The sequence below is a fragment of the Pseudomonas sp. LBUM1657 genome (assembly GCF_059716075.1).
Genome location: NZ_CP166799.1, coordinates 4,875,841 through 4,894,043, shown reverse-complemented (window position 1 = coordinate 4,894,043; position 18,203 = coordinate 4,875,841). Strand labels below are relative to the sequence as shown.

The 18,203-nt window shown below is 60.0% G+C and carries 19 protein-coding genes; 9 read left to right on the top strand and 10 right to left on the bottom strand.

Translation table 11 applies throughout. From position 1 onward, the window contains the following. Positions 1 to 26: 26 nt before the first annotated feature. Positions 27 to 1,025, bottom strand: coding sequence for an AraC family transcriptional regulator (locus ACA055_RS22565; RefSeq protein WP_497680655.1), 999 nt, complete (start codon positions 1,023 to 1,025; stop codon positions 27 to 29). Between the two features lie 338 nt (positions 1,026 to 1,363). Here ACA055_RS22565 and ACA055_RS22560 point away from each other — a divergent pair, with 338 nt between their 5' ends. Both ACA055_RS22560 and ACA055_RS22555 read left to right on the top strand, forming a co-directional pair. Further along, the gene (locus tag ACA055_RS22560; RefSeq protein ID WP_497680654.1) at positions 1,364 to 2,698 is read left to right on the top strand and encodes a dicarboxylate/amino acid:cation symporter; all 1,335 of its coding nucleotides are present in this window, start codon (positions 1,364 to 1,366) and stop codon (positions 2,696 to 2,698) included. Between the two features lie 145 nt (positions 2,699 to 2,843). Then, positions 2,844 to 4,025, top strand: coding sequence for a CaiB/BaiF CoA transferase family protein (locus tag ACA055_RS22555; RefSeq protein WP_497680653.1), 1,182 nt, complete (start codon positions 2,844 to 2,846; stop codon positions 4,023 to 4,025). Positions 4,026 to 4,145: 120 nt separating this feature from the next. On the opposite strand, the gene ACA055_RS22550 is transcribed toward ACA055_RS22555, so the two are convergent. Then, the gene (locus ACA055_RS22550) at positions 4,146 to 4,640 is read right to left on the bottom strand and encodes a SprT family zinc-dependent metalloprotease (RefSeq protein ID WP_497680652.1); all 495 of its coding nucleotides are present in this window, start codon (positions 4,638 to 4,640) and stop codon (positions 4,146 to 4,148) included. 136 nt (positions 4,641 to 4,776) lie between these two features. Then, positions 4,777 to 5,379: a Yip1 family protein gene (locus ACA055_RS22545; protein WP_017340184.1), complete on the bottom strand. Its 603-nt coding sequence runs from the start codon at positions 5,377 to 5,379 to the stop codon at positions 4,777 to 4,779. A 279-nt stretch (positions 5,380 to 5,658) separates the two neighbouring features. On the opposite strand from ACA055_RS22545, the gene ttcA reads away from it, so the two are divergent. Together ttcA and ACA055_RS22535 are read left to right on the top strand one after the other, a co-directional pair. Then, entirely contained in the window at positions 5,659 to 6,483 is an 825-nt protein-coding gene (gene ttcA / locus ACA055_RS22540) for a tRNA 2-thiocytidine(32) synthetase TtcA (protein WP_497680651.1), read from the top strand. Between the two features lie 129 nt (positions 6,484 to 6,612). Beyond that, positions 6,613 to 7,287, top strand: a complete 675-nt coding sequence (locus ACA055_RS22535; RefSeq protein WP_497680650.1) for a DNA-3-methyladenine glycosylase I — start codon at positions 6,613 to 6,615, stop codon at positions 7,285 to 7,287. An 88-nt stretch (positions 7,288 to 7,375) separates the two neighbouring features. Here the strand turns inward: ACA055_RS22535 and ACA055_RS22530 are convergent, their stop codons facing one another. Genes ACA055_RS22530 through arsC form a run of 3 tightly spaced genes read right to left on the bottom strand, consistent with a single transcriptional unit; the run spans position 7,376 to position 8,749 of the window. Next, positions 7,376 to 7,801 (bottom strand): DUF2069 domain-containing protein, encoded by a 426-nt coding sequence (locus ACA055_RS22530; protein WP_497680649.1) that lies wholly within the window; start codon positions 7,799 to 7,801, stop codon positions 7,376 to 7,378. Position 7,802: 1 nt separating this feature from the next. Then, positions 7,803 to 8,399: an NAD(P)H:quinone oxidoreductase gene (gene wrbA, locus ACA055_RS22525; RefSeq protein WP_462004457.1), complete on the bottom strand. Its 597-nt coding sequence runs from the start codon at positions 8,397 to 8,399 to the stop codon at positions 7,803 to 7,805. Further along, complete coding sequence (gene arsC, locus ACA055_RS22520; protein WP_497680648.1) at positions 8,396 to 8,749, bottom strand: arsenate reductase (glutaredoxin); 354 nt, start codon at positions 8,747 to 8,749, stop codon at positions 8,396 to 8,398. The genes wrbA and arsC overlap by 4 nt, the downstream gene beginning before the upstream one ends. A gap of 114 nt (positions 8,750 to 8,863) precedes the next feature. Here arsC and ACA055_RS22515 point away from each other — a divergent pair, with 114 nt between their 5' ends. Then, positions 8,864 to 9,331, top strand: a complete 468-nt coding sequence (locus ACA055_RS22515) for a TlpA disulfide reductase family protein (protein ID WP_497680647.1) — start codon at positions 8,864 to 8,866, stop codon at positions 9,329 to 9,331. 62 nt (positions 9,332 to 9,393) lie between these two features. Here ACA055_RS22515 and ACA055_RS22510 read toward each other — a convergent pair whose 3' ends face one another. Together ACA055_RS22510 and ACA055_RS22505 are read right to left on the bottom strand one after the other, a co-directional pair. Then, complete coding sequence (locus ACA055_RS22510) at positions 9,394 to 9,798, bottom strand: META domain-containing protein (protein WP_497680646.1); 405 nt, start codon at positions 9,796 to 9,798, stop codon at positions 9,394 to 9,396. Beyond that, on the bottom strand, positions 9,798 to 10,232 hold the full coding sequence (locus tag ACA055_RS22505; protein WP_497680645.1) for a hypothetical protein: 435 nt from the start codon (positions 10,230 to 10,232) through the stop codon (positions 9,798 to 9,800). The genes ACA055_RS22510 and ACA055_RS22505 overlap by 1 nt, the downstream gene beginning before the upstream one ends. A 134-nt stretch (positions 10,233 to 10,366) precedes the next feature. Here ACA055_RS22505 and ACA055_RS22500 point away from each other — a divergent pair, with 134 nt between their 5' ends. Beyond that, positions 10,367 to 10,762 (top strand): hypothetical protein, encoded by a 396-nt coding sequence (locus ACA055_RS22500; RefSeq protein WP_497680644.1) that lies wholly within the window; start codon positions 10,367 to 10,369, stop codon positions 10,760 to 10,762. 5 nt (positions 10,763 to 10,767) lie between these two features. On the opposite strand, the gene ACA055_RS22495 is transcribed toward ACA055_RS22500, so the two are convergent. Together ACA055_RS22495 and ACA055_RS22490 are read right to left on the bottom strand one after the other, a co-directional pair. After that, the gene (locus ACA055_RS22495; RefSeq protein ID WP_497680643.1) at positions 10,768 to 11,757 is read right to left on the bottom strand and encodes a 2-hydroxyacid dehydrogenase; all 990 of its coding nucleotides are present in this window, start codon (positions 11,755 to 11,757) and stop codon (positions 10,768 to 10,770) included. 62 nt (positions 11,758 to 11,819) lie between these two features. Next, complete coding sequence (locus ACA055_RS22490) at positions 11,820 to 14,573, bottom strand: response regulator (RefSeq protein WP_497680642.1); 2,754 nt, start codon at positions 14,571 to 14,573, stop codon at positions 11,820 to 11,822. A gap of 214 nt (positions 14,574 to 14,787) precedes the next feature. Here ACA055_RS22490 and ACA055_RS22485 point away from each other — a divergent pair, with 214 nt between their 5' ends. The 3 genes from ACA055_RS22485 (at position 14,788) to ACA055_RS22475 (ending at position 18,123) form a co-directional block, all read left to right on the top strand. After that, the gene (locus ACA055_RS22485; RefSeq protein ID WP_497680641.1) at positions 14,788 to 15,507 is read left to right on the top strand and encodes a response regulator transcription factor; all 720 of its coding nucleotides are present in this window, start codon (positions 14,788 to 14,790) and stop codon (positions 15,505 to 15,507) included. Further along, entirely contained in the window at positions 15,494 to 16,918 is a 1,425-nt protein-coding gene (locus ACA055_RS22480) for a sensor histidine kinase (protein WP_497680640.1), read from the top strand. Before ACA055_RS22485 ends, ACA055_RS22480 begins: the two co-directional genes overlap by 14 nt. Positions 16,919 to 17,100: 182 nt before the next feature. After that, entirely contained in the window at positions 17,101 to 18,123 is a 1,023-nt protein-coding gene (locus ACA055_RS22475; protein WP_497680639.1) for a PDDEXK nuclease domain-containing protein, read from the top strand. Positions 18,124 to 18,203: the final 80 nt, after the last annotated feature.

Genomic DNA, 18,203 nt, shown 5'->3' with positions numbered 1-18,203 from the left:
AGGGGCCACACCATTCAACCCAGAAATCAGCTCTCCTGAGCCCGATAAGCCCCAGGCGTCAACCCGGTCCACTTCTTGAACGCCCGGTGAAACGCCGACGGTTCGGAAAACCCCAGCTGTTCGGCAATCTGTTGCAACGACAGGTCGGCGCGGCTCAGGTGATAAATCGCAATGTCGCGGCGCAATTGGTCCTTCAATTCCTGAAAACTCGAACCCTCTTCACGCAGATGCCGACGCAACGTCTGCGGGCTGATGTGCAGGTGCGCGGCAACCGCTTCAAGGTCCGGCCAGCGCGAACTGTCGCGGCTGAGCAGACGGCGCAACTGGCTGCTCAGGCTGTCGCCGTCATCCGGGCGTGACAGCAAGTCGGCGGGGGAATGTTCGAGGAAATGCTTGAGGGTCCGTTCGTCCTGCAACAGCGGCATGCCGAGGTAGCGACTGTGGAACAGCAGGCTGCTCTGCGCCGTGGAAAACTCGAGCGGGCAGGGGAACAGCAAGTCATATTCGGCGCCGTGTTCGGGGCGTGGGTAGCTGAAGGTCACCTGCTCCAGTCGAATGCGCTGGCCGATCAGCCAACTGCCGAGCCGATGCCAGACCATCAACTGGCTCTCGGTGAGGAAATGGTCCGGGTCCCACAACTGCGCATCGTCCAGGCTCAGGCGGATCATTTCGCCTTCGCGAGTCAGGTTCAGCCGCGGCGCTCCGGGGAACAGGCTGTAAAACAATACGCCGCGATGGAGTGCTTTCTCCAGATTGCGGCAATGAATCACCGCGTGACACATCATCGCGAAGCTTCCCGGTTTGCTCGGCGCCTGCCCGAAACCCAGGTATTCGTCATCCAGTGCCAGCCACAGGCCCTGGATCAACCGGGTGAATTGCTCTGGCGCGATGCGCGCACGCGGCTCGTCGAGCAATTCGGGGCTGATGCCCAGTTGCTGCAGCAGGCTCGAATAGTCGTAGCCACGCCGGCGTGCGCCACCGAGGGCGGCACGGGCGAAATGACTGGCGATGGTGCGTTCGCGCATAGATGACAGGTCCGTCCATTGAACGGCAGATGGTAGCCGCGATGCGTTTCAATGAACAAGGCGGATATCCGCCAAATTGTAGGGCGAGGTCTGACTGATGGGCGGGAATCCGCCACTCTTCTGTAGAGGCTCAGTGACCTATAAAAACCAGCAGCCCTGATGTCGAAAGGCTTGCAGACGATTCGGCAAAGGTGGCACGCGGTTTGCGATACAACGAGCAGATGCCTGCCCGCGCGCAGCTCGACAAAACAAATCCCTCCAGTGCAGGAGGGTTCGCAAATGAGGTGTCGTTGATAACAGTTGGATGTTATCGCGGGACACTCTTGAGGAACTTTGCAATGACGACTCGTCAGCCACTGTACAAATCCCTGTATTTCCAGGTGATCGTTGCCATCGTTATCGGCATCCTGCTCGGTCACTTCTATCCGCAGACCGGTGTAGCCCTCAAGCCGTTGGGTGACGGGTTCATCAAACTGATCAAAATGGTCATCGCACCGATCATCTTCTGTACCGTCGTCAGTGGTATCGCTGGCATGCAGAACATGAAATCGGTCGGCAAGACCGGCGGCTACGCGCTGCTGTACTTCGAAATCGTCTCCACCATCGCCTTGCTGATCGGCCTGATCGTGGTCAACGTCGTGCAACCGGGTAACGGCATGCACATCGACGTGTCGACCCTCGATGCTTCCAAAGTCGCTGCTTATGTCACTGCCGGTAAAGACCAGAGCATCGTCGGCTTTATCCTCAACGTGATCCCGAACACCATCGTCGGCGCCTTCGCCAACGGCGACATCCTGCAAGTGCTGATGTTCTCGGTGATCTTCGGTTTCGCCCTGCATCGCCTCGGCGCTTACGGCAAGCCGGTTCTGGACTTCATCGATCGCTTTGCGCACGTGATGTTCAACATCATCAACATGATCATGAAGCTCGCGCCAATCGGTGCCTTCGGTGCCATGGCGTTCACCATCGGTGCCTACGGTGTCGGTTCGCTGGTGCAACTGGGCCAGTTGATGATCTGCTTCTACATCACCTGCGTCCTGTTCGTGGTTGTCGTGCTGGGCGCCATCTGCCGCGCGCACGGTTTCAGCGTACTGAAGCTGATCCGCTACATCCGTGAAGAACTGCTGATCGTGCTGGGTACTTCCTCTTCGGAATCCGCCCTGCCGCGCATGCTGATCAAAATGGAACGCCTGGGTGCACAGAAATCCGTTGTCGGTCTGGTGATCCCGACCGGTTACTCGTTCAACCTCGACGGTACGTCGATCTACCTGACCATGGCGGCCGTGTTCATCGCTCAGGCGACTGACACCCAGATGGACATCACCCACCAGATCACCCTGTTGCTGGTGCTGCTGCTGTCCTCCAAAGGCGCTGCGGGCGTGACCGGTAGTGGCTTCATCGTGTTGGCGGCTACCCTGTCTGCCGTTGGCCACCTGCCGGTTGCCGGCCTGGCGCTGATCCTGGGTATCGACCGCTTCATGTCCGAAGCCCGTGCGCTGACCAACCTGGTGGGTAACGCGGTAGCGACCCTGGTCGTAGCCAAGTGGGTGAAAGAGCTGGACGAAGACAAACTGCAAGTCGAGCTGGCTTCTGGCGGTCGCGGTATCTCCGACGAGCGTGAAGAAGACGACCTGGGCGTGGCCGAAGGCCCGACCCCAACCAACGTCAAGTAAGACTGCCTGAAATGAAAAACCCGCTTCGGCGGGTTTTTTCATGCCTGCGATTTGAGCGTAACGGTCACCGTCACTGGCGCAAAAGGTGATTGCTGCAATGTCATTGGCCAGCCTAGGCTGCAGGCATCGTTTACGGAGAACGCGCATGTTCGGTCCACTGGCATCACTCAAGGTTCTGGATTTTTCGACACTGTTGCCGGGGCCGTTTGCCTCGTTGTTGCTGGCGGACATGGGCGCCGAAGTGCTGCGCATCGAGTCGCCGAGCCGCATGGATTTGCTGCGGGTACTGCCGCCGCACGATCAGGGTGTGTCGGCCAGCCACGCCTACCTCAATCGCAACAAGCGCAGCCTGGCGCTGGACCTCAAGCAGCCTGAAGCGCTGGAGGTGATCAAGCAGTTGCTGCAGGACTACGACATCGTGCTGGAGCAGTTCCGTCCCGGTGTGATGGATCGGTTGGGCCTGGGTTACGAAGCCTTGAAGGCAATCAATCCGAAGCTGATCTACGTCTCGATCACCGGTTACGGGCAAACCGGGCCCTACAAGGACCGCGCCGGTCACGACATTAATTACCTGGCGCTGGCGGGGCTGGCGAGCTACACCGGCCGCGCCGACAGTGGGCCGCTGCCATTGGGCATGCAGGTGGCGGATGTCGCCGGTGGTTCATTGCACGGGGTAATCGGCCTGCTGGCCGCGGTCATCGCCCGGCAGCAATCCGGTGTAGGGCAACACCTGGATGTCAGCATGACCGACTGCGTGTTCAGCCTGAACGCCATGGCCGGCGCCGGTTATCTGGCCTGTGGCGCAGAGCCGCACGGGGATGACCAGATGCTCAATGGTGGCAGTTTCTATGACTATTACCGTTCGCGGGATGGCCGCTGGTTATCGGTGGGCAGCCTGGAGCCGGCGTTCATGAAACAGTTGTGTACGGCGTTGGGGCTGGAGGAGCTGGCGACGTTGGGCCTGTCGCCGCAACCTGCCCAGCAGAAGAAACTCAAGGAGGCGCTGAAGACCGAGTTCGAAAAACACGACTTTGCCGAGTTGTGCGCGCTGTTTGCCGAGCTCGATGCGTGTGTCGAGCCGGTATTAAGCCTGGGGGAGGCTGTGCGGCATCCGCAGTTGAAGGCGCGGGAACTGGTGACGCAAGTGCCACGAGGTGATGGAACGAGCCAGGCGCAGATGGCTTGCCCGTTGAAGTTTTCTGAGGGTTTGCCTGAGCCTAAACACATCGGTGCGGCGCTGGGTCAACATACCGATCAGGTGTTGGGGGAGTTGGGGTTCAGTGCGCAGCGGATTGAGGCATTGCGGCGTGCCAGGGTGGTTGTTTAGCGCCTCATCAGATGCCTTAGCGAGCAAGCCCGCTCCCACAGGGATCTTCGCTGTGACACATATCCAGTGTGGGAGCGGGCTTGCTGGCGAAGAGGCCGGCCCAAACACCACAGATCTGACCTACTCGACCCGCATCTCCCCACTGAACACCAACGTGCTGCGGCAACGCCGGCACAAATACCGCCGCCCCTGCCGCACCAGGCTATGGCGCTGCGCTGAAAACGGGAAATCGCTGTCAACGCACGGGCATTTGTAGATGTAGCGGGTGACGCTGCGGCGTTTCACATCGTAGGTGTGGCAGCGGTTGGGCGGCAGCTCGTACACACCGCGCATGATCAGTTGCCACTCTTCGCCATGGGGCTGGATGCGATCGCCGAACAGCTGGTGGGCGATCAGGTGCGCCACTTCATGGGCCACGGTCTGCTTCAGGAAATCTTCGGTGTTTTCCCGGTACAACTGCGGATTGAAGCGCAGCAGGTTCTCGTGCAAATGCGCGACACCGGCTTTTTGCCCACGCAGCTTGAGGCTCACCACGGGGCGTTTGAAAGGTCGTTTGAAAAAAGATTCGGCTAATTGGTAACAGTCTTCGACGCGGGTATTGAGTTGCTCGGGCATGCTTGATGGATCTCCAGAGGCGTCGAGTATGCCGCAACCCTCGGGACTTGCGAATCGTCGAAGCGCCGAATGGTCACCCATTAAAAGGCCGCCTTACGGCGGCCTGTATTGGCAGATCTTGATTTTATAGAAGCGGTCAGTTGGTATAGACGGGCCCCACGCCCAGTCCCCAGACAATCACGGTGAACGCCATGATCGCCACCAGTACTACCAACCCGACAGCAAGTACCGAACTTGAAAACAGAAAACCCTCGTCAGATGGAATGTTCATGAATGTCGGTAGCCCCACATACAACAGGTACACCGTGTAACAGATCGCCGCGGTACCGACGATCATTCCCAGCCACATGTGCGGGTACAGCGCCGCCAGGCCGCCAATGAACAGCGGAGTCGCGGTATAGGTGGCAAACGCCACGCAACGCGCCAGGCTCGGGTTGGCGTCATAGGTGCGGGCCATCCAGTGAATGAACGCGCCCATCACCGCGACGCCGCCGAGCATCGCCAGGTACGACATGATCGTCATCCATAGCGCACTCTCTGTCGTCAGCATCACCGGCGCTCGATTGCCGATGACCCAGCCGACCTGCGTGGTACCGATAAACGCTGACACCGCAGGGATCGCCGCCAGGATCAGGGTGTGGGTGAGATACATGTGGCTGATGCTTTCCTCCTGGTCGCCACGGATCTCTTTCCATTCTTGGTCGGGGTGGGTGAAGAGCCCCACTACGTGATGGATCATGCCATGCACTCCTCTTGTTTTTACCGTCGCCCCCCAGTGGAGCGCTTACAGGCCAAAGTGGCCAAGTAAGTAAAGGTCTGGATATGTGTGCGACCTTATGTCGCAGTATAGAAAGTACTTACCCGCGCAGGTGATAGGGGCTTAGAGCAAATTGCGCTGTAAACACTTCTGCTAATCGCCGCAGGGTCTGTGGTCAGCAATCCTTGTGGGAGCACTTCGCCCGCGTGGGGTTTTTGCGTAAAATGCGGGCCTTTCGTCACACCTCACGGATTTCGCGTCATGGGCACTCTTACGGTCAACCAGAACAAACTGCAAAAGCGCCTGCGCCGCCAGGCCGGTGAAGCGATTGCCGACTTCAACATGATTGAAGACGGTGACAAGGTCATGGTCTGCCTGTCCGGTGGAAAGGACAGCTACACCATGCTCGACGTGCTGATGCATTTGCAGAAGGTCGCTCCGATCAAGTTCGAGATTGTGGCCGTGAACATGGACCAGAAGCAGCCGGGCTTCCCCGAACACGTGCTGCCGGCGTACCTGAAGCAACTGGGCATTGAGTACCACATCGTCGAGAAAGACACCTATTCGGTGGTCAAGGAGCTGATTCCGGAAGGCAAGACCACCTGTTCGCTGTGCTCGCGCCTGCGTCGCGGCACGCTGTACACCTTCGCCGACGAAATCGGCGCAACCAAGATGGCCCTCGGTCACCACCGCGACGACATCGTCGAGACCTTCTTCCTGAACATGTTTTTCAACGGTTCGCTCAAGGCCATGCCGCCGAAGCTGCGAGCCGACGATGGCCGCAACGTGGTGATCCGCCCGCTGGCCTACTGCAATGAAAAAGACATCCAGGCCTACTCGGACCTCAAGCAATTTCCGATCATCCCGTGCAACCTCTGCGGCTCCCAGGAAAACCTGCAACGCCAGGTGGTCAAGGACATGCTTCAGGAGTGGGAACGCAAGACCCCGGGCCGTACCGAAAGCATTTTCCGCAGTTTGCAGAACGTGATCCCCTCGCAACTGGCCGACCGCAACCTGTTCGACTTCACCAACCTGCGCATCGACGAAACCGCCGCTTCGCGGTTCGTCAATGTAGTGAACCTCTAAACAACATTGTGGGAGCGGGCTTGCTCGCGAAGGCGGTGTGTCAGCCAACATCAATATTGATTGGTACACCGCCTTCGCGAGCAAGCCCGCTCCCACTTTAGTTTTTCGTTTCAATCCTCAGGAGAGGGCATGCGTGATTACAAGTGGCTGCACGAGTACTGTCTGAACCGTTTCGGTTCGGCGGCTGAACTGGAAGCCCATCTGCCCGTTCCCAAGACCCCGGCTCAATTGCGCAAGATCAGCGACGACCGCTACCTTTCGACCATGGCGCTGCGTGTGTTCCGCGCCGGGCTCAAGCACAGCCTGGTGGACGCCAAGTGGCCGTCCTTCGAAGAAGTGTTCTTCAAGTTCGACCCGGAAAAAGTCGTGCTGATGAGCGCCGAGCACCTGGAGCGCTTGATGCAGGACGCGCGAATCATCCGCCACCTGGGCAAGCTCAAGAGCGTGCCGCGCAATGCGCAATTCGTGCTGGACGTGGCCCATGAGAAGGGCAGCTTCGGCGCGTTGATCGCCGATTGGCCGGTGACGGATATCGTCGGTTTGTGGACTTACCTGAAAAAACGCGGCCATCAATTGGGCGGGTTGTCGGCGCCGCGCTTCTTGCGCATGGTCGGCAAGGACACGTTTGTGCCGAGCTACGACGTGGTAGCGGCGTTGAACGCGCAAAAGATCGTCGACAAGGTTCCGACCAGTCAGCGGGATCTGGCCACGGTGCAGGGTGTGTTCAATCAGTGGCATGAAGAGAGCGGTGGGCGGCCGATGAGCCAGATTTCGATGATGCTGGCATATACCGTCAATCATTGAGACCGAGTCGTCCCATTCGCGAGCAAGCCCGCTCCCACAGGATTTACGCTGTCCTTGTGGAAGCGGGCTTGCTCGCGAAGACGTCAGATCAGGCGACGGAAGTCTCTCCTTCACCCGCCAACTTGCGATTCAACTGAAACCGCCAGCGCACATACAGCAACGCCGAGCAGAACACGGCCAGGCTCGCGCCCATCTCCAGCAAACCGAACAGCTGCCGGTTCGGGTCATACGCGGCCAACGCGCCCTTGATGAAATACAGGTTCACCACAAAACACATCCACGAATGCCCGCGCGCGCTGCCGACGATCATCCCCGGCGCCAGTATCAGCAGCGGCACCAATTCGATCAGCAGGATCACCCAGGGCCGCGCGCCATGCAGGTCGGCGACCAACAGGTAATAAGCGCAGAGCAGCCCCACCAGCCCGAAATAGCACAGCAGGCTGATGACGCGCATTGCCCGTACTCGAGGCTCCAACCACTCGATGGAGGGCAGAATCTTTGGCTTCTTGGCCACGTTAGCTCTCCAGTTTCTGCGCGGTTTTCGCCAAGCGAAGGCCCAGGGCCCGGCACAGCGCCACTTCATGTTCATTCAAACCGCTTTTGCCATCGGCCCCGGCGTGATGACTGGCGCCATACGGCGTGCCGCCGCCACGGGTTTCCAGCAGGGCGGACTCGCTGTAAGGCAGGCCGGTGATCAGCATGCCGTGGTGCAACAACGGCAACATCATCGACAACAGCGTGGTTTCCTGGCCACCGTGCAGGCTCGCGGTGGAGGTGAAAACCCCGGCCGGCTTGCCCACCAGCGCGCCGGTCAGCCACAGGTTGCTGGTGCCGTCGAGAAAGTACTTGAGCGGCGCCGCCATGTTGCCGAAGCGGGTCGGGCTGCCCATGGCCAGGCCTGCGCAGTTCTTCAGATCATCGAGACTGGCGTACAACGCGCCTTCGTCCGGAATGTCCGGGGACACGGCTTCGCATTCAGAAGAGATCGCCGGCACCGTGCGCAGCCGGGCTTCCAGGCCGGCCTGTTCGACGCCTCGGGCAATCTGCCGGGCCATTTCATTGGTCGAGCCGCTGCGGCTGTAATACAGAACCAGAATGTACGGCGCGCTCACGGCAGCAACTCCAGCACATTCTCCGGCGGACGGCCGATGACGGCTTTGTCACCGACTTCGAGAATCGGGCGCTCCATGAGTTTGGGGTGGGCGGCGATGGCAGCGATCAATTGCGCCTCGCTCAAGGAGCTGTCGGCCAGGTTGAGGGTTTTGTACTCGTCCTCGCCGGTGCGCAGCAGTTGCCGGGCGCTGATGCCGAGCTTGGTCAGCAGACCCAGAAGTTGCGCGGCGTCCAGCGGAGTTTCCAGGTAGCGGACCACGGTCGGGGTCAGGCCACGGGCTTCGAGCAGTTCGAGCGCACCGCGGGATTTCGAGCAGCGCGGGTTGTGATAAAGCGTCAGATCGGTCATGTGCGGGTCGCATCTTGCGTAAGGTGGCGGCTATTCTAACTGTGCGGCGCGTAATCCAGAACCTTGGGAGGCAATGGGTCGCGGCAGTATTCTTTTTTCGACAAGGATCACGACATGACAAGGCGACTGGCAGCGGCATTGGCGATCATGGGGACGTTGGTGCTGGGGGGCTGCGGCAACGACTATGGTATCGATCAGAACGGCCAGAAAGTCGCCGCCGAGCGCCTGGACAAGCAATGGCTGGTGCTCAATTACTGGGCCGAATGGTGCGGCCCGTGCCGCACCGAGATACCGGAGTTGAACGCCCTGGCCGAACAGCTCAAGGCCAAGAAGGTTGGTGTGTTCGGGGTCAACTTCGACAATGTGCAGGGTGAGGAACTCAAAAACGCCAGTGAGACACTGGGGATCAAGTTCACCGTGCTGGCCCAGGACCCGGCCGATCTTTTCGAATTGCCGCGCAGTGAAGCATTGCCAGTGACGTACATCATCGACAACAAGGGCAAGGTGCGTGAGCAACTGATGGGCGAGCAGACAGCGGCAGGGGTGATGGCGAAGCTTGAGGCGTTGCAGGCGACTAACTGATCGTTCCCACCTTTTGATGATTGTTCCCACGCCGCTCTGTGTGGGAACAATCAGGTAGAGGATTAACCCTCTTCAAGCCACCAGCGCAACGGCTTGCCTTGCGCCGGCCAGAAGCGCATCTGGTCGATCGGCGAAACGTCCCAGCGCTGCACGTGTTCCAGCGCCTGCAGGAAACGCTTTTCCTGTTCCATCAACGCTGGCGCGCACAGTTTGCGGGTGCTGCCGACCTTGCCGAAACTCAACTTGTCGCCTTCCAGGGTGTACGGTGCGAACCAGTGGTTGCAGCCACCGTTGCCGTAGGCCCGACCGTCGTCACCGAGGGTGATGGTCAGGTGGCTGTAATCCATCAACGGACGTTCGCCGATCCACTCCAGAATGTAGCTGCGGTTATGTTGCAGTTGCACCGGTTCGGCGGCGCAGCCCAACAGACTGGCGCCAGCCATCGCAGTCAAAGCGAGGCGTTTCATCACGCGGGCTCCTGGCATTTCGGGCACAGGTGCTTCTCGCCAACGGTGGTCCAGCTCAATTCGGTGATCCGCGCAGTGGCAGCCGGCTTTTCTGCCTTGTTGCCCAGCTTGGCGTCGACCGCGAATTCGAAGCTCAGCTCTTTGGCGCAGCTGTCGCAATTCACTTTCCAGGTGTGGATCGCCAGTTCGCCGAACACCGGACCACTGGCCACCGCGACCCATTGGCCGGGCGGGTTGATCAAGTGGCGAACCGTTTCGACGGTCAGGCGCATGGACAGGTCCTTGCTACCTTTAAGGGTCACGATCAGCACGTCGTTATTACGAATCGAGCCGCCGTTGCCGGTGACCTGATAACGCCCCGGCACAAGGGCGCGGCATTCGGTGAGGGTGTGTTGCGGGTTCATCAGGCTATAGCGGAAATCGTGTTCGACCATGGGTCCTCCAAATATGCGCGGTATGCTATCACGGGCCTGCACGCAGCATGGCGCGGGCATATGACCTTCGATCAGGTTCAAATTGCCTGCCGAGTCATGGCACACTGCCGCTTTTGCATTTCTAAGGAATGGACATGGCGTTAATCGAATGTTTTGAATGCAAGCAAAGCATCAGCTCCATGGCGCCAGCTTGCATTCATTGCGGTGCACCGGCGGGGACGGTGAAAGCGACCACTTCGCAGGCAGCGTTGAAGGAAGCGCCTCTTTCTTTCGGGCGTTTACCGGCGGATGAGAAGGTGGCCAGGGTGACGCCTGCCGCTTTCGGGCGTCGGCGTAAAGCCGAAAGCGATGTCGCGCCAGAGGTCGAGGCACCAGCAGGGGCACGCCCGGTGGAGCTGTGGCTGAAGATCATGGTGTTTTTGCTGCCGCCGTTTTTTGTCTGGTTCCTGCTGCGTCGCGGGCATTCCCTGCAACAGCGCCTGATCGGTTTCGGCTGGTTGGCACTGATGATCATTTTGTCCAAGGCCTGAATCGGTCAACCCTCGACCCGATTCTGCGCCGTACCGGCCGCCCAGGCAGCGATGTTCTGCAGGGTGGTCGCGGCAATCGCGCCCAGGGCTTCGCGGGTCAGGAAGGCCTGGTGAGCGGTAACGATTACGTTAGGAAAAGTCAGTAGCCGCGCCAGCACATCGTCCTGCAGTGGCAGGTCGGAGCGGTCCTCGAAGAACAATTGCGCCTCTTCTTCATACACATCCAGCCCCAGATACCCCAGTTGACCGTCTTTCAACGCGTCGATCAGCGCCGGCGTGTCCACCAGGCCGCCACGTCCGGTATTGATCAGCATCGCGCCGGGTTGCATGTGGGCCAATGACTCGCTGTTGATCAAGTGTTTGCTCTGCTCGTTGAGCGGGCAGTGCAGGCTGATGATCTGCGACTCGGCCAGCAGTTCCGGCAAGCTCAGGTAGCGGGCACCGAGAGCCTCGACTTGTGGGTTGGGGAAGGGGTCGTAGGCCAGCAACTGGCAGCCAAAACCGTTCATGATTTTCGCGAAAGTCGCGCCGATCTGCCCGGTACCGACCACGCCGACGGTTTTGCCCACCAGGTCGAATCCGGTCAGCCCGTGCAGGCTGAAATCCCCTTCGCGCGTGCGGTTATAGGCGCGGTGCAAGCGGCGATTGAGCGCCAGGATCAGCGCCACCGCATGCTCGGCCACCGCATGCGGCGAGTAGGCCGGGACCCGGACAATCGACAGTCCCAACAGCTTCGCAACCGCAAGATCGACGTGGTTGTACCCAGCCGAACGCAGGGCGATCAGGCGTGTACCGCCCGCTGCCAGGCGTTCGAGCACCGGCGCGCTGAGATCGTCATTGATGAAGGCGCAGACCACCTCGTGATACTCCGCCAGGGCCACGGTATCGAGGCTCAGTCGCGCCGATTGAAAGTGCAACTCGATGCCGGCCGGTAGCTCGGCCGCGAGAAAACTGTCGCGGTCGTAGGTCTGGCTGCTGAAAAGAATCGTGCGCATGGCGTCCTCCTGGAAAGCTCACCTACTTTAGCCTTCATGACGCGCGGCGTTATTGCGCTGAATCAGGCATTGATACGGGCATGGGCCGCCAGGCGATTGATGGCCCGGTCGAGCTCTTCGAGTGCGCTGTAGGCCTTCGCGTCCTGTTGCTTGAGCAAGGTTTCGCTGCGTTGGCAGGCGGCGCGCAGTTGCGGTACGCCGCAATATCGGGTCGCGCCGTGCAGACGATGGACTCGCTCGATCAGCGCGTTCTGGTCGTTGGTTTCCCGGGCGAAGCGAATGGCTTCGCGGTCGGCTTCAAGCGAGGCCAGCAGCATTGCCAGCATGTCCGCCGCCAGATCAGCCTTGCCGGCGGCCAGGCGCAAACCTTCTTCGTGGTCGAGCACCTGCAATTCGTGGCTGCCGCTGTGGCTGTCGCTGGCACGCTCCGGGCCATGATTGCGCAGCGCCAGGCCGGTCCACTTCAACACCACCTGCGCCAGTTGCCGTTCGCTGATCGGTTTGGTCAGGTAGTCGTCCATGCCGCTTTGCAGAAGTGCGCGTTTTTCGTTGGCCATCGCGTGGGCGGTGAGGGCCACGATCGGCAGTGGCGTGCAATGCCGTTCGCTTTCCCACGCGCGGATCGCTTCGGTGCTCTGGCGCCCGTCCATGCCGGGCATCTGCACGTCCATCAACACCAGATCGAAGGTTTCGCTTTGCACGGCTTTGACCGCGGCGTAACCGCTTTCCACCGCGAGTACCTTGGCGCCCATGTCTTCGAGCAGGGTTTGCACCAGCAACAGGTTGGCCGGATTGTCGTCGACGCACAGGACCTTCGGCGCCCGACTGGACAGCGGTTCGCCGGGTTCGCTGCGCTGCTGGCGCGGGTTGACCAGATCGGACAAGGCCCGCCGCAGCTTGCGGGTGCAGGCGGGTTTGGCCTGGAGCTGACTGTGGGGGTTGGGCACCGAGAGATGGAACAGCGTCTGTTCGGTGGTCGGGCACAGCACCAGCACTTTGCAGCCCAGGTGTTCGAGGTCCCAGATGTGCTGGTTGAGACGCTCCGGCGGCATGTCATTGCTGGTGATGCCGAGCACCGCCAGGTCGATCTCCTGATCGGTCTGGTGGGCGCCGGTGACACCATTGGTCAGGCTTTCCAGCGTACTGAACGGGGTGACTTCGAGGCCGCAGTCTTCCAGTTGATGCTGCAGCGCCTGACGGGCCAGTTCATGGTTTTCCAGCACCGCCACCCGGCGCCCGAGCAACGGTGGGCCGGGCAGGTCTTCGGCGTCGTCGCGGGTTTTGGGCAGGCTCAGGCTGATCCAGAATTCCGAGCCTTCGCCCGGTGTGCTGTCGACGCCTATTTCGCCGCCCATCTGTTCGATCAATCGCTTGGAAATCACCAGCCCCAGGCCGGTGCCACCAGGCTGTCGGGACAGCGAGTTGTCGGCCTGGCTGAAGGCCTGGAACAGTGCGCGCACGTCCTGGTTCGACAGGCCGATGCCGGTGTCCTGAATGCTGATGCGCAGTTGCACGCTGTCTTCATGTTCTTCTTCGAGCATGGCCCGGGCGACAATGGTGCCTTCGCGGGTGAACTTGATCGCGTTGCTCACCAGGTTAGTGAGGATCTGCTTGAGCCGCAGCGGGTCGCCCACCAGCGACAGCGGCGTGTCGCGATAGACCAGGCTCACCAGCTCAAGCTGCTTGGCGTGGGCGGCCGGCGCGAGGATGGTCAGGGTGTCCTGGAGCAAGTCGCGCAGGTTGAACGGAATATGGTCGAGCACCAGTTTGCCGGCCTCGATCTTCGAGAAATCGAGGATCTCGTTAATGATCCCCAGCAGACTATCGGCGGACTTTTCGATGGTGCCCAGGTAGTCGAGCTGGCGTGGGGTCAGTTCGCTTTTTTGCAGCAGATGCGTGAAGCCGAGAATGCCGTTGAGCGGCGTGCGGATTTCATGGCTCATGTTAGCCAGGAATTCGGATTTGATCCGGCTCGCCTCAAGGGCTTCCTTGCGCGCCAGGTCCAGTTCGATGTTCTGGATTTCGATGGTTTCCAGGTTTTGGCGCACGTCTTCGGTGGCCTGATCGATGCTGTGCTGCAATTCTTCTTGCGCGTTCTGCAGGGTGCCGGCCATGCGGTTGATGCCGGAGGCCAGTTCATCCAGCTCCTGGCTGCCAAGGGGCGGCAGACGGGTTTCCAGATGTCCGTCCTTGAGTTGCGCCACTGCCTGCTTGATCTGGCTCAGCGGCCGATTGATGGTGCGGCCCATGCGCAACGCCAGCAGCGCCGCACCGGCCAGGCCCGCGCCGATCAACAACAGGCTGGCGAACAGGCTGCGGTAACCGCGCAACAGCATGCCGTTATGGGACAGTTCGAGTTCGACCCAGCCCAGCAGACGGTCGGCTTCATCGGGAATCAGGTCGCCGGCCAGGTTGCGGTGTCTGCCGAACACCGGCAGCAAATAGCGAGTGGCGTCGTTGCCGCTTTGGCGCAGCATCTGCGAGCTGTTGCCGATGGGGGCCTTGTTGAGCATGATCGGGCCGGCATGGGCCAGCAGCGTGCGGTCGGGGGCGAGGAAGGTCACGGCGCGCACGTCCGGTTCTTCGAGGGACTGGGTGGCGATGCGTTCCAGCAGATCGGTGTTCTTGTGACCCATGGCCGGGGCCACCAGGGGCGCCAGTTGTTCGGCGATCATCTCGCCACGCTGCATGAGTTGGGTTTGCAGGTCGGACTGCTGCATCCAGGTGAAATAGCCGCCCAGAACCAGGGCCATCAAGCTGGTCGGCAACAGGGTCAGCAACAGCACGCGGCCTTTAATTCCCAGTTTCTTGAGCACGCATCTCTCCCGCATCCAGCTATTTAATGACCTGCACGTACGTCCGGCACGCGCCACCTGCGCAGTGTAGCGATTTGCTTGCGGGCAATCCTCGTAAAATTGATGTCGTCATTCGTCGGTCAGTTCAATGCTTTTGCCTCGTGGGCAAACCGTGGGTTGCCCCTGGCGAAGCAATCTTGAATAATCGCCAACTGAGAATTATTTGCAGATACTCATGACTCCCATCTCTGTTGACCATCCCCGAATTCTTTCCATCGAAGACGATCTTGTCCTGGGTGCCTATGTTCATGAGCATCTGGGCCGCAGCGGTTTTCAGGTGACTTGGTGCCAGAACGGCCAGGAAGGCCTGACGATGGCCCGCCAACAAGCCTTCGATGTGGTGCTGATGGATATTCTGCTGCCGGGCATGGACGGTCTGTCGGTGTTGACCCAATTGCGCCAGAGCCATTCCACCCCGGTGTTGCTGATGTCGGCGCTGGGTGCCGAGGCGGATCGCGTCAGTGGTTTTCGTCTGGGCGCCGATGATTACCTGCCCAAGCCCTTCAGCATGGTTGAATTGCGGGTGCGCATCGAAGCGATCCTGCGGCGCGTGGCGCTCGACCGCCGGCCGTCGCCCGCGCCGATCGCCCCGGCAGTGGACAGCCTGCGATTCGATGATGAACTCTGCGATGTGTTTTACGGCGAGCATGCCGGTCTTACCCGCAGCGAGTACCGGCTGCTGGAAACCCTGAATCGCCACGGCGATGAAGTGCTGAGCAAAGCCTTCCTTTATCAGCATGTGCTGCAACGTGGTTACGCGATGCACGACCGTAGCCTGGATATGCACATCAGTCAGATTCGTCGCAAGCTCAAGGCCATCGGTTATACCGAGCGGGAAGTCCGCACGGTGTGGGGCAAGGGCTATGTGTTGAGCGCTGTCGATGAAATGGTCTGACCTGCCAGGCAGGCATTCGCTGTTCTGGAAGCTGGCCTGCCTGTTGGTGGCATTCTGTCTGCTGATGATCTGGTTGAGCTGGTCTTGGGGTCGCTACATGGAAGAGCGCAACCAATTCCTGTCGGATGACGCCCGAGCCACGCTGACGCGCTATGCCGCCGAAGCCGAGCAGGAATGGCAGCAGCGCCAACGGCCTGGCGTCGATGCCTGGCTACAAGCTATGCATCAGCGCGAAGCGGGCTGGGTGGGCGTGATTGGCGGTGATTTGCAGTCCTTGAGCAGCAGGCCACTGACGGACAAGGACATCGAGCGACTGACCTTTTTGCGCGGCCTGGATTGGCCCATTCACAAGAAGCGCCTGCCGTGGCTGCGCGTGCCGTTTCCCAATGACCCATCCGCCGGCAGCCTGGTGATCGAACTGCCCCAGCGCTTCATGCCCGGTCACTACCGAGTGTTCTGGCGCGTCATCACCAACGGCGTGATTCCCGGGCTATTCACCTTGCTGCTGTGCGTCGGCCTGTATCGGTTGCTGGTGGTCCCTCTCAATCACCTGCGCGAACAGGCCAATGCCTGGCGTGCCGACCAGTTGGGTGTGCGTCTGTCGCGCCGCACGACCAACCGTTCCGATGAACTGGGTGAGCTGGGTCGAGCGTTCGATCACATGTCCGAACGCCTGCAAAGCACGGTGGCGTTGCAACAACAATTGCTGCGCGACTTGTCCCACGAATTACGCACACCGCTGAGTCGCCTGCGCGTCGCCAGCGAAAGCGAGCAGGATCTGGCGCAATTGCGCGAGCGCATTGGCCGGGAGGTCGATGGCATGCAACGTCTGGTGGAAGACACCTTGCAACTGGCCTGGCTCGACACCGAACGCGCGCCATTGCCCGACGAAGCGATCCAGATTCAGGCGCTGTGGGAAATGCTCACGGAAAACGCCTGTTACGAAAGTGGCTGGCCGGCGGCTCAATTGCACTGCGCGGTAGATTCGTCCTGCTGGGTGCGCGGCAATCTCAATACCCTGGCTCAGGCCCTGGAAAATATTCTGCGCAATGCCATTCGTCATTCACCGTGTCGCGGCATCGTCAGTCTAGGTGCACGGCGTGATGGCGACTTCTGGCATGTGTGGCTGGAGGACCAGGGCGGCGGAGTGGCCGAGGTGGATCTGGAGCGGATCTTCTCGCCATTTATTCGGCTTGATGGGTCGCGACCGGGGGGTAGTGGATTTGGTTTGGGGTTGAGCATTGCCAGGAATGCGGTGCAGCGCCAGGGTGGGGAGCTTTGGGCTGAAAACACTGAGACCGGGTTGCGGCTGAATATGCGGTTGGTGGCTGATGAGGGTGGAGTCAGTGAGGACGCCTTCGCGAGCAAGCCCGCTCCCACTGTGGATGTTTGTCGCCCACAAATTGTGTGAACAACCGCCGAACCTGTGGGAGCGGGCTTGCTCGTGAAGAGGTCTGCCCAGCCATCACCACTGTGATCATGCCGGAGCGATCCGGTGTTGTTGTACGACATTTCCTAAAGGGTTTTGCCGGCGCCTTGAAGCCACCTTGACGGTTTAAGCTCTCGCTTTTCCTCGTCTTCAAGGAGTAGGGCATGACTGCAACCGACGTTCCCCGCAGCACATCCGATGATCGTTTCAATGAAGCGCTTGTGCTGATTCACAGTGCCAGGCAACAGGCCATGCAGGCGGTGAATACCCAGTTGATCGAACTGTACTGGCAGGTCGGTGCTTACATCAGTCGCAAGCTGGAACGGGCCGAATGGGGGGACTCAGTGGTCAATCAGTTGGCGGAACACCTGGCTAAAACTCAACCAGGGTTGCGCGGGTTTACGCGGCGCAATCTGTTCCGTATGCGTCAATTCTACGAGGCTTACCGGAGCGACGAAAAAGTGTCAGCACTGCTGACACTATTACCTTGGACCCACAACCTGTTGATCCTGACTCAGAGCAAACACCCCCAAGAGCGTGAGTTCTATCTGCGTCTGGCCGTGCAGGAAAAGTGGTCAACGCGTGAATTGGAACGTCAGCTCAAAGCTGCGCTGTTCGAGCGCAGCGTGATCCAACCAGCAAAAGTCTCAGCAGTGCTGAAACAAACTCACCCCTCGGCGCTTGAGATATTCCGTGACGCCTACATGGTCGAGTTTCTTGGCCTGCCCGGCGGCCATGCCGAAACCGATCTGCATCAGGGGTTGTTGGGGCGACTCAAGGAATTTCTGATCGAGTTGGGGCGCGACTTCTGCTTTGTCGGCTCCCAATATCCGCTGCAAGTCGGCGGGCGTGATTTTGCCCTGGATCTGCTGTTCTTCCACCGTGGGCTCAACTGTCTGGTGGCCATTGAGCTGAAGGTCGGTCGTTTTGAGCCAGAGTATTTGGGCAAGCTGGGCTTCTATCTGGAAGCGCTGGATCGCGACGAACGCAAACCCCATGAAAACCCTGCCATTGGTGTGTTGCTCTGTGCCAGCAAGGACGATGAGGTGGTCGAGTACGCCCTTAACCGTAGCCTTTCGCCTGCGTTGATCGCCGAGTATCAGGTCCAGCTGCCTGACAAACAGTTACTGCAAGCCAAGCTGCATGAGTTCTATGCCTTGAATGTCGCGCAGGGTGAAGAGCACTGAGTCAGCCGCTTATTCCCATAAGCCATAAGCACCACACTTTGCGTGATATGGCCTGCGCAGGTTTGCCGGTATGATAGGCG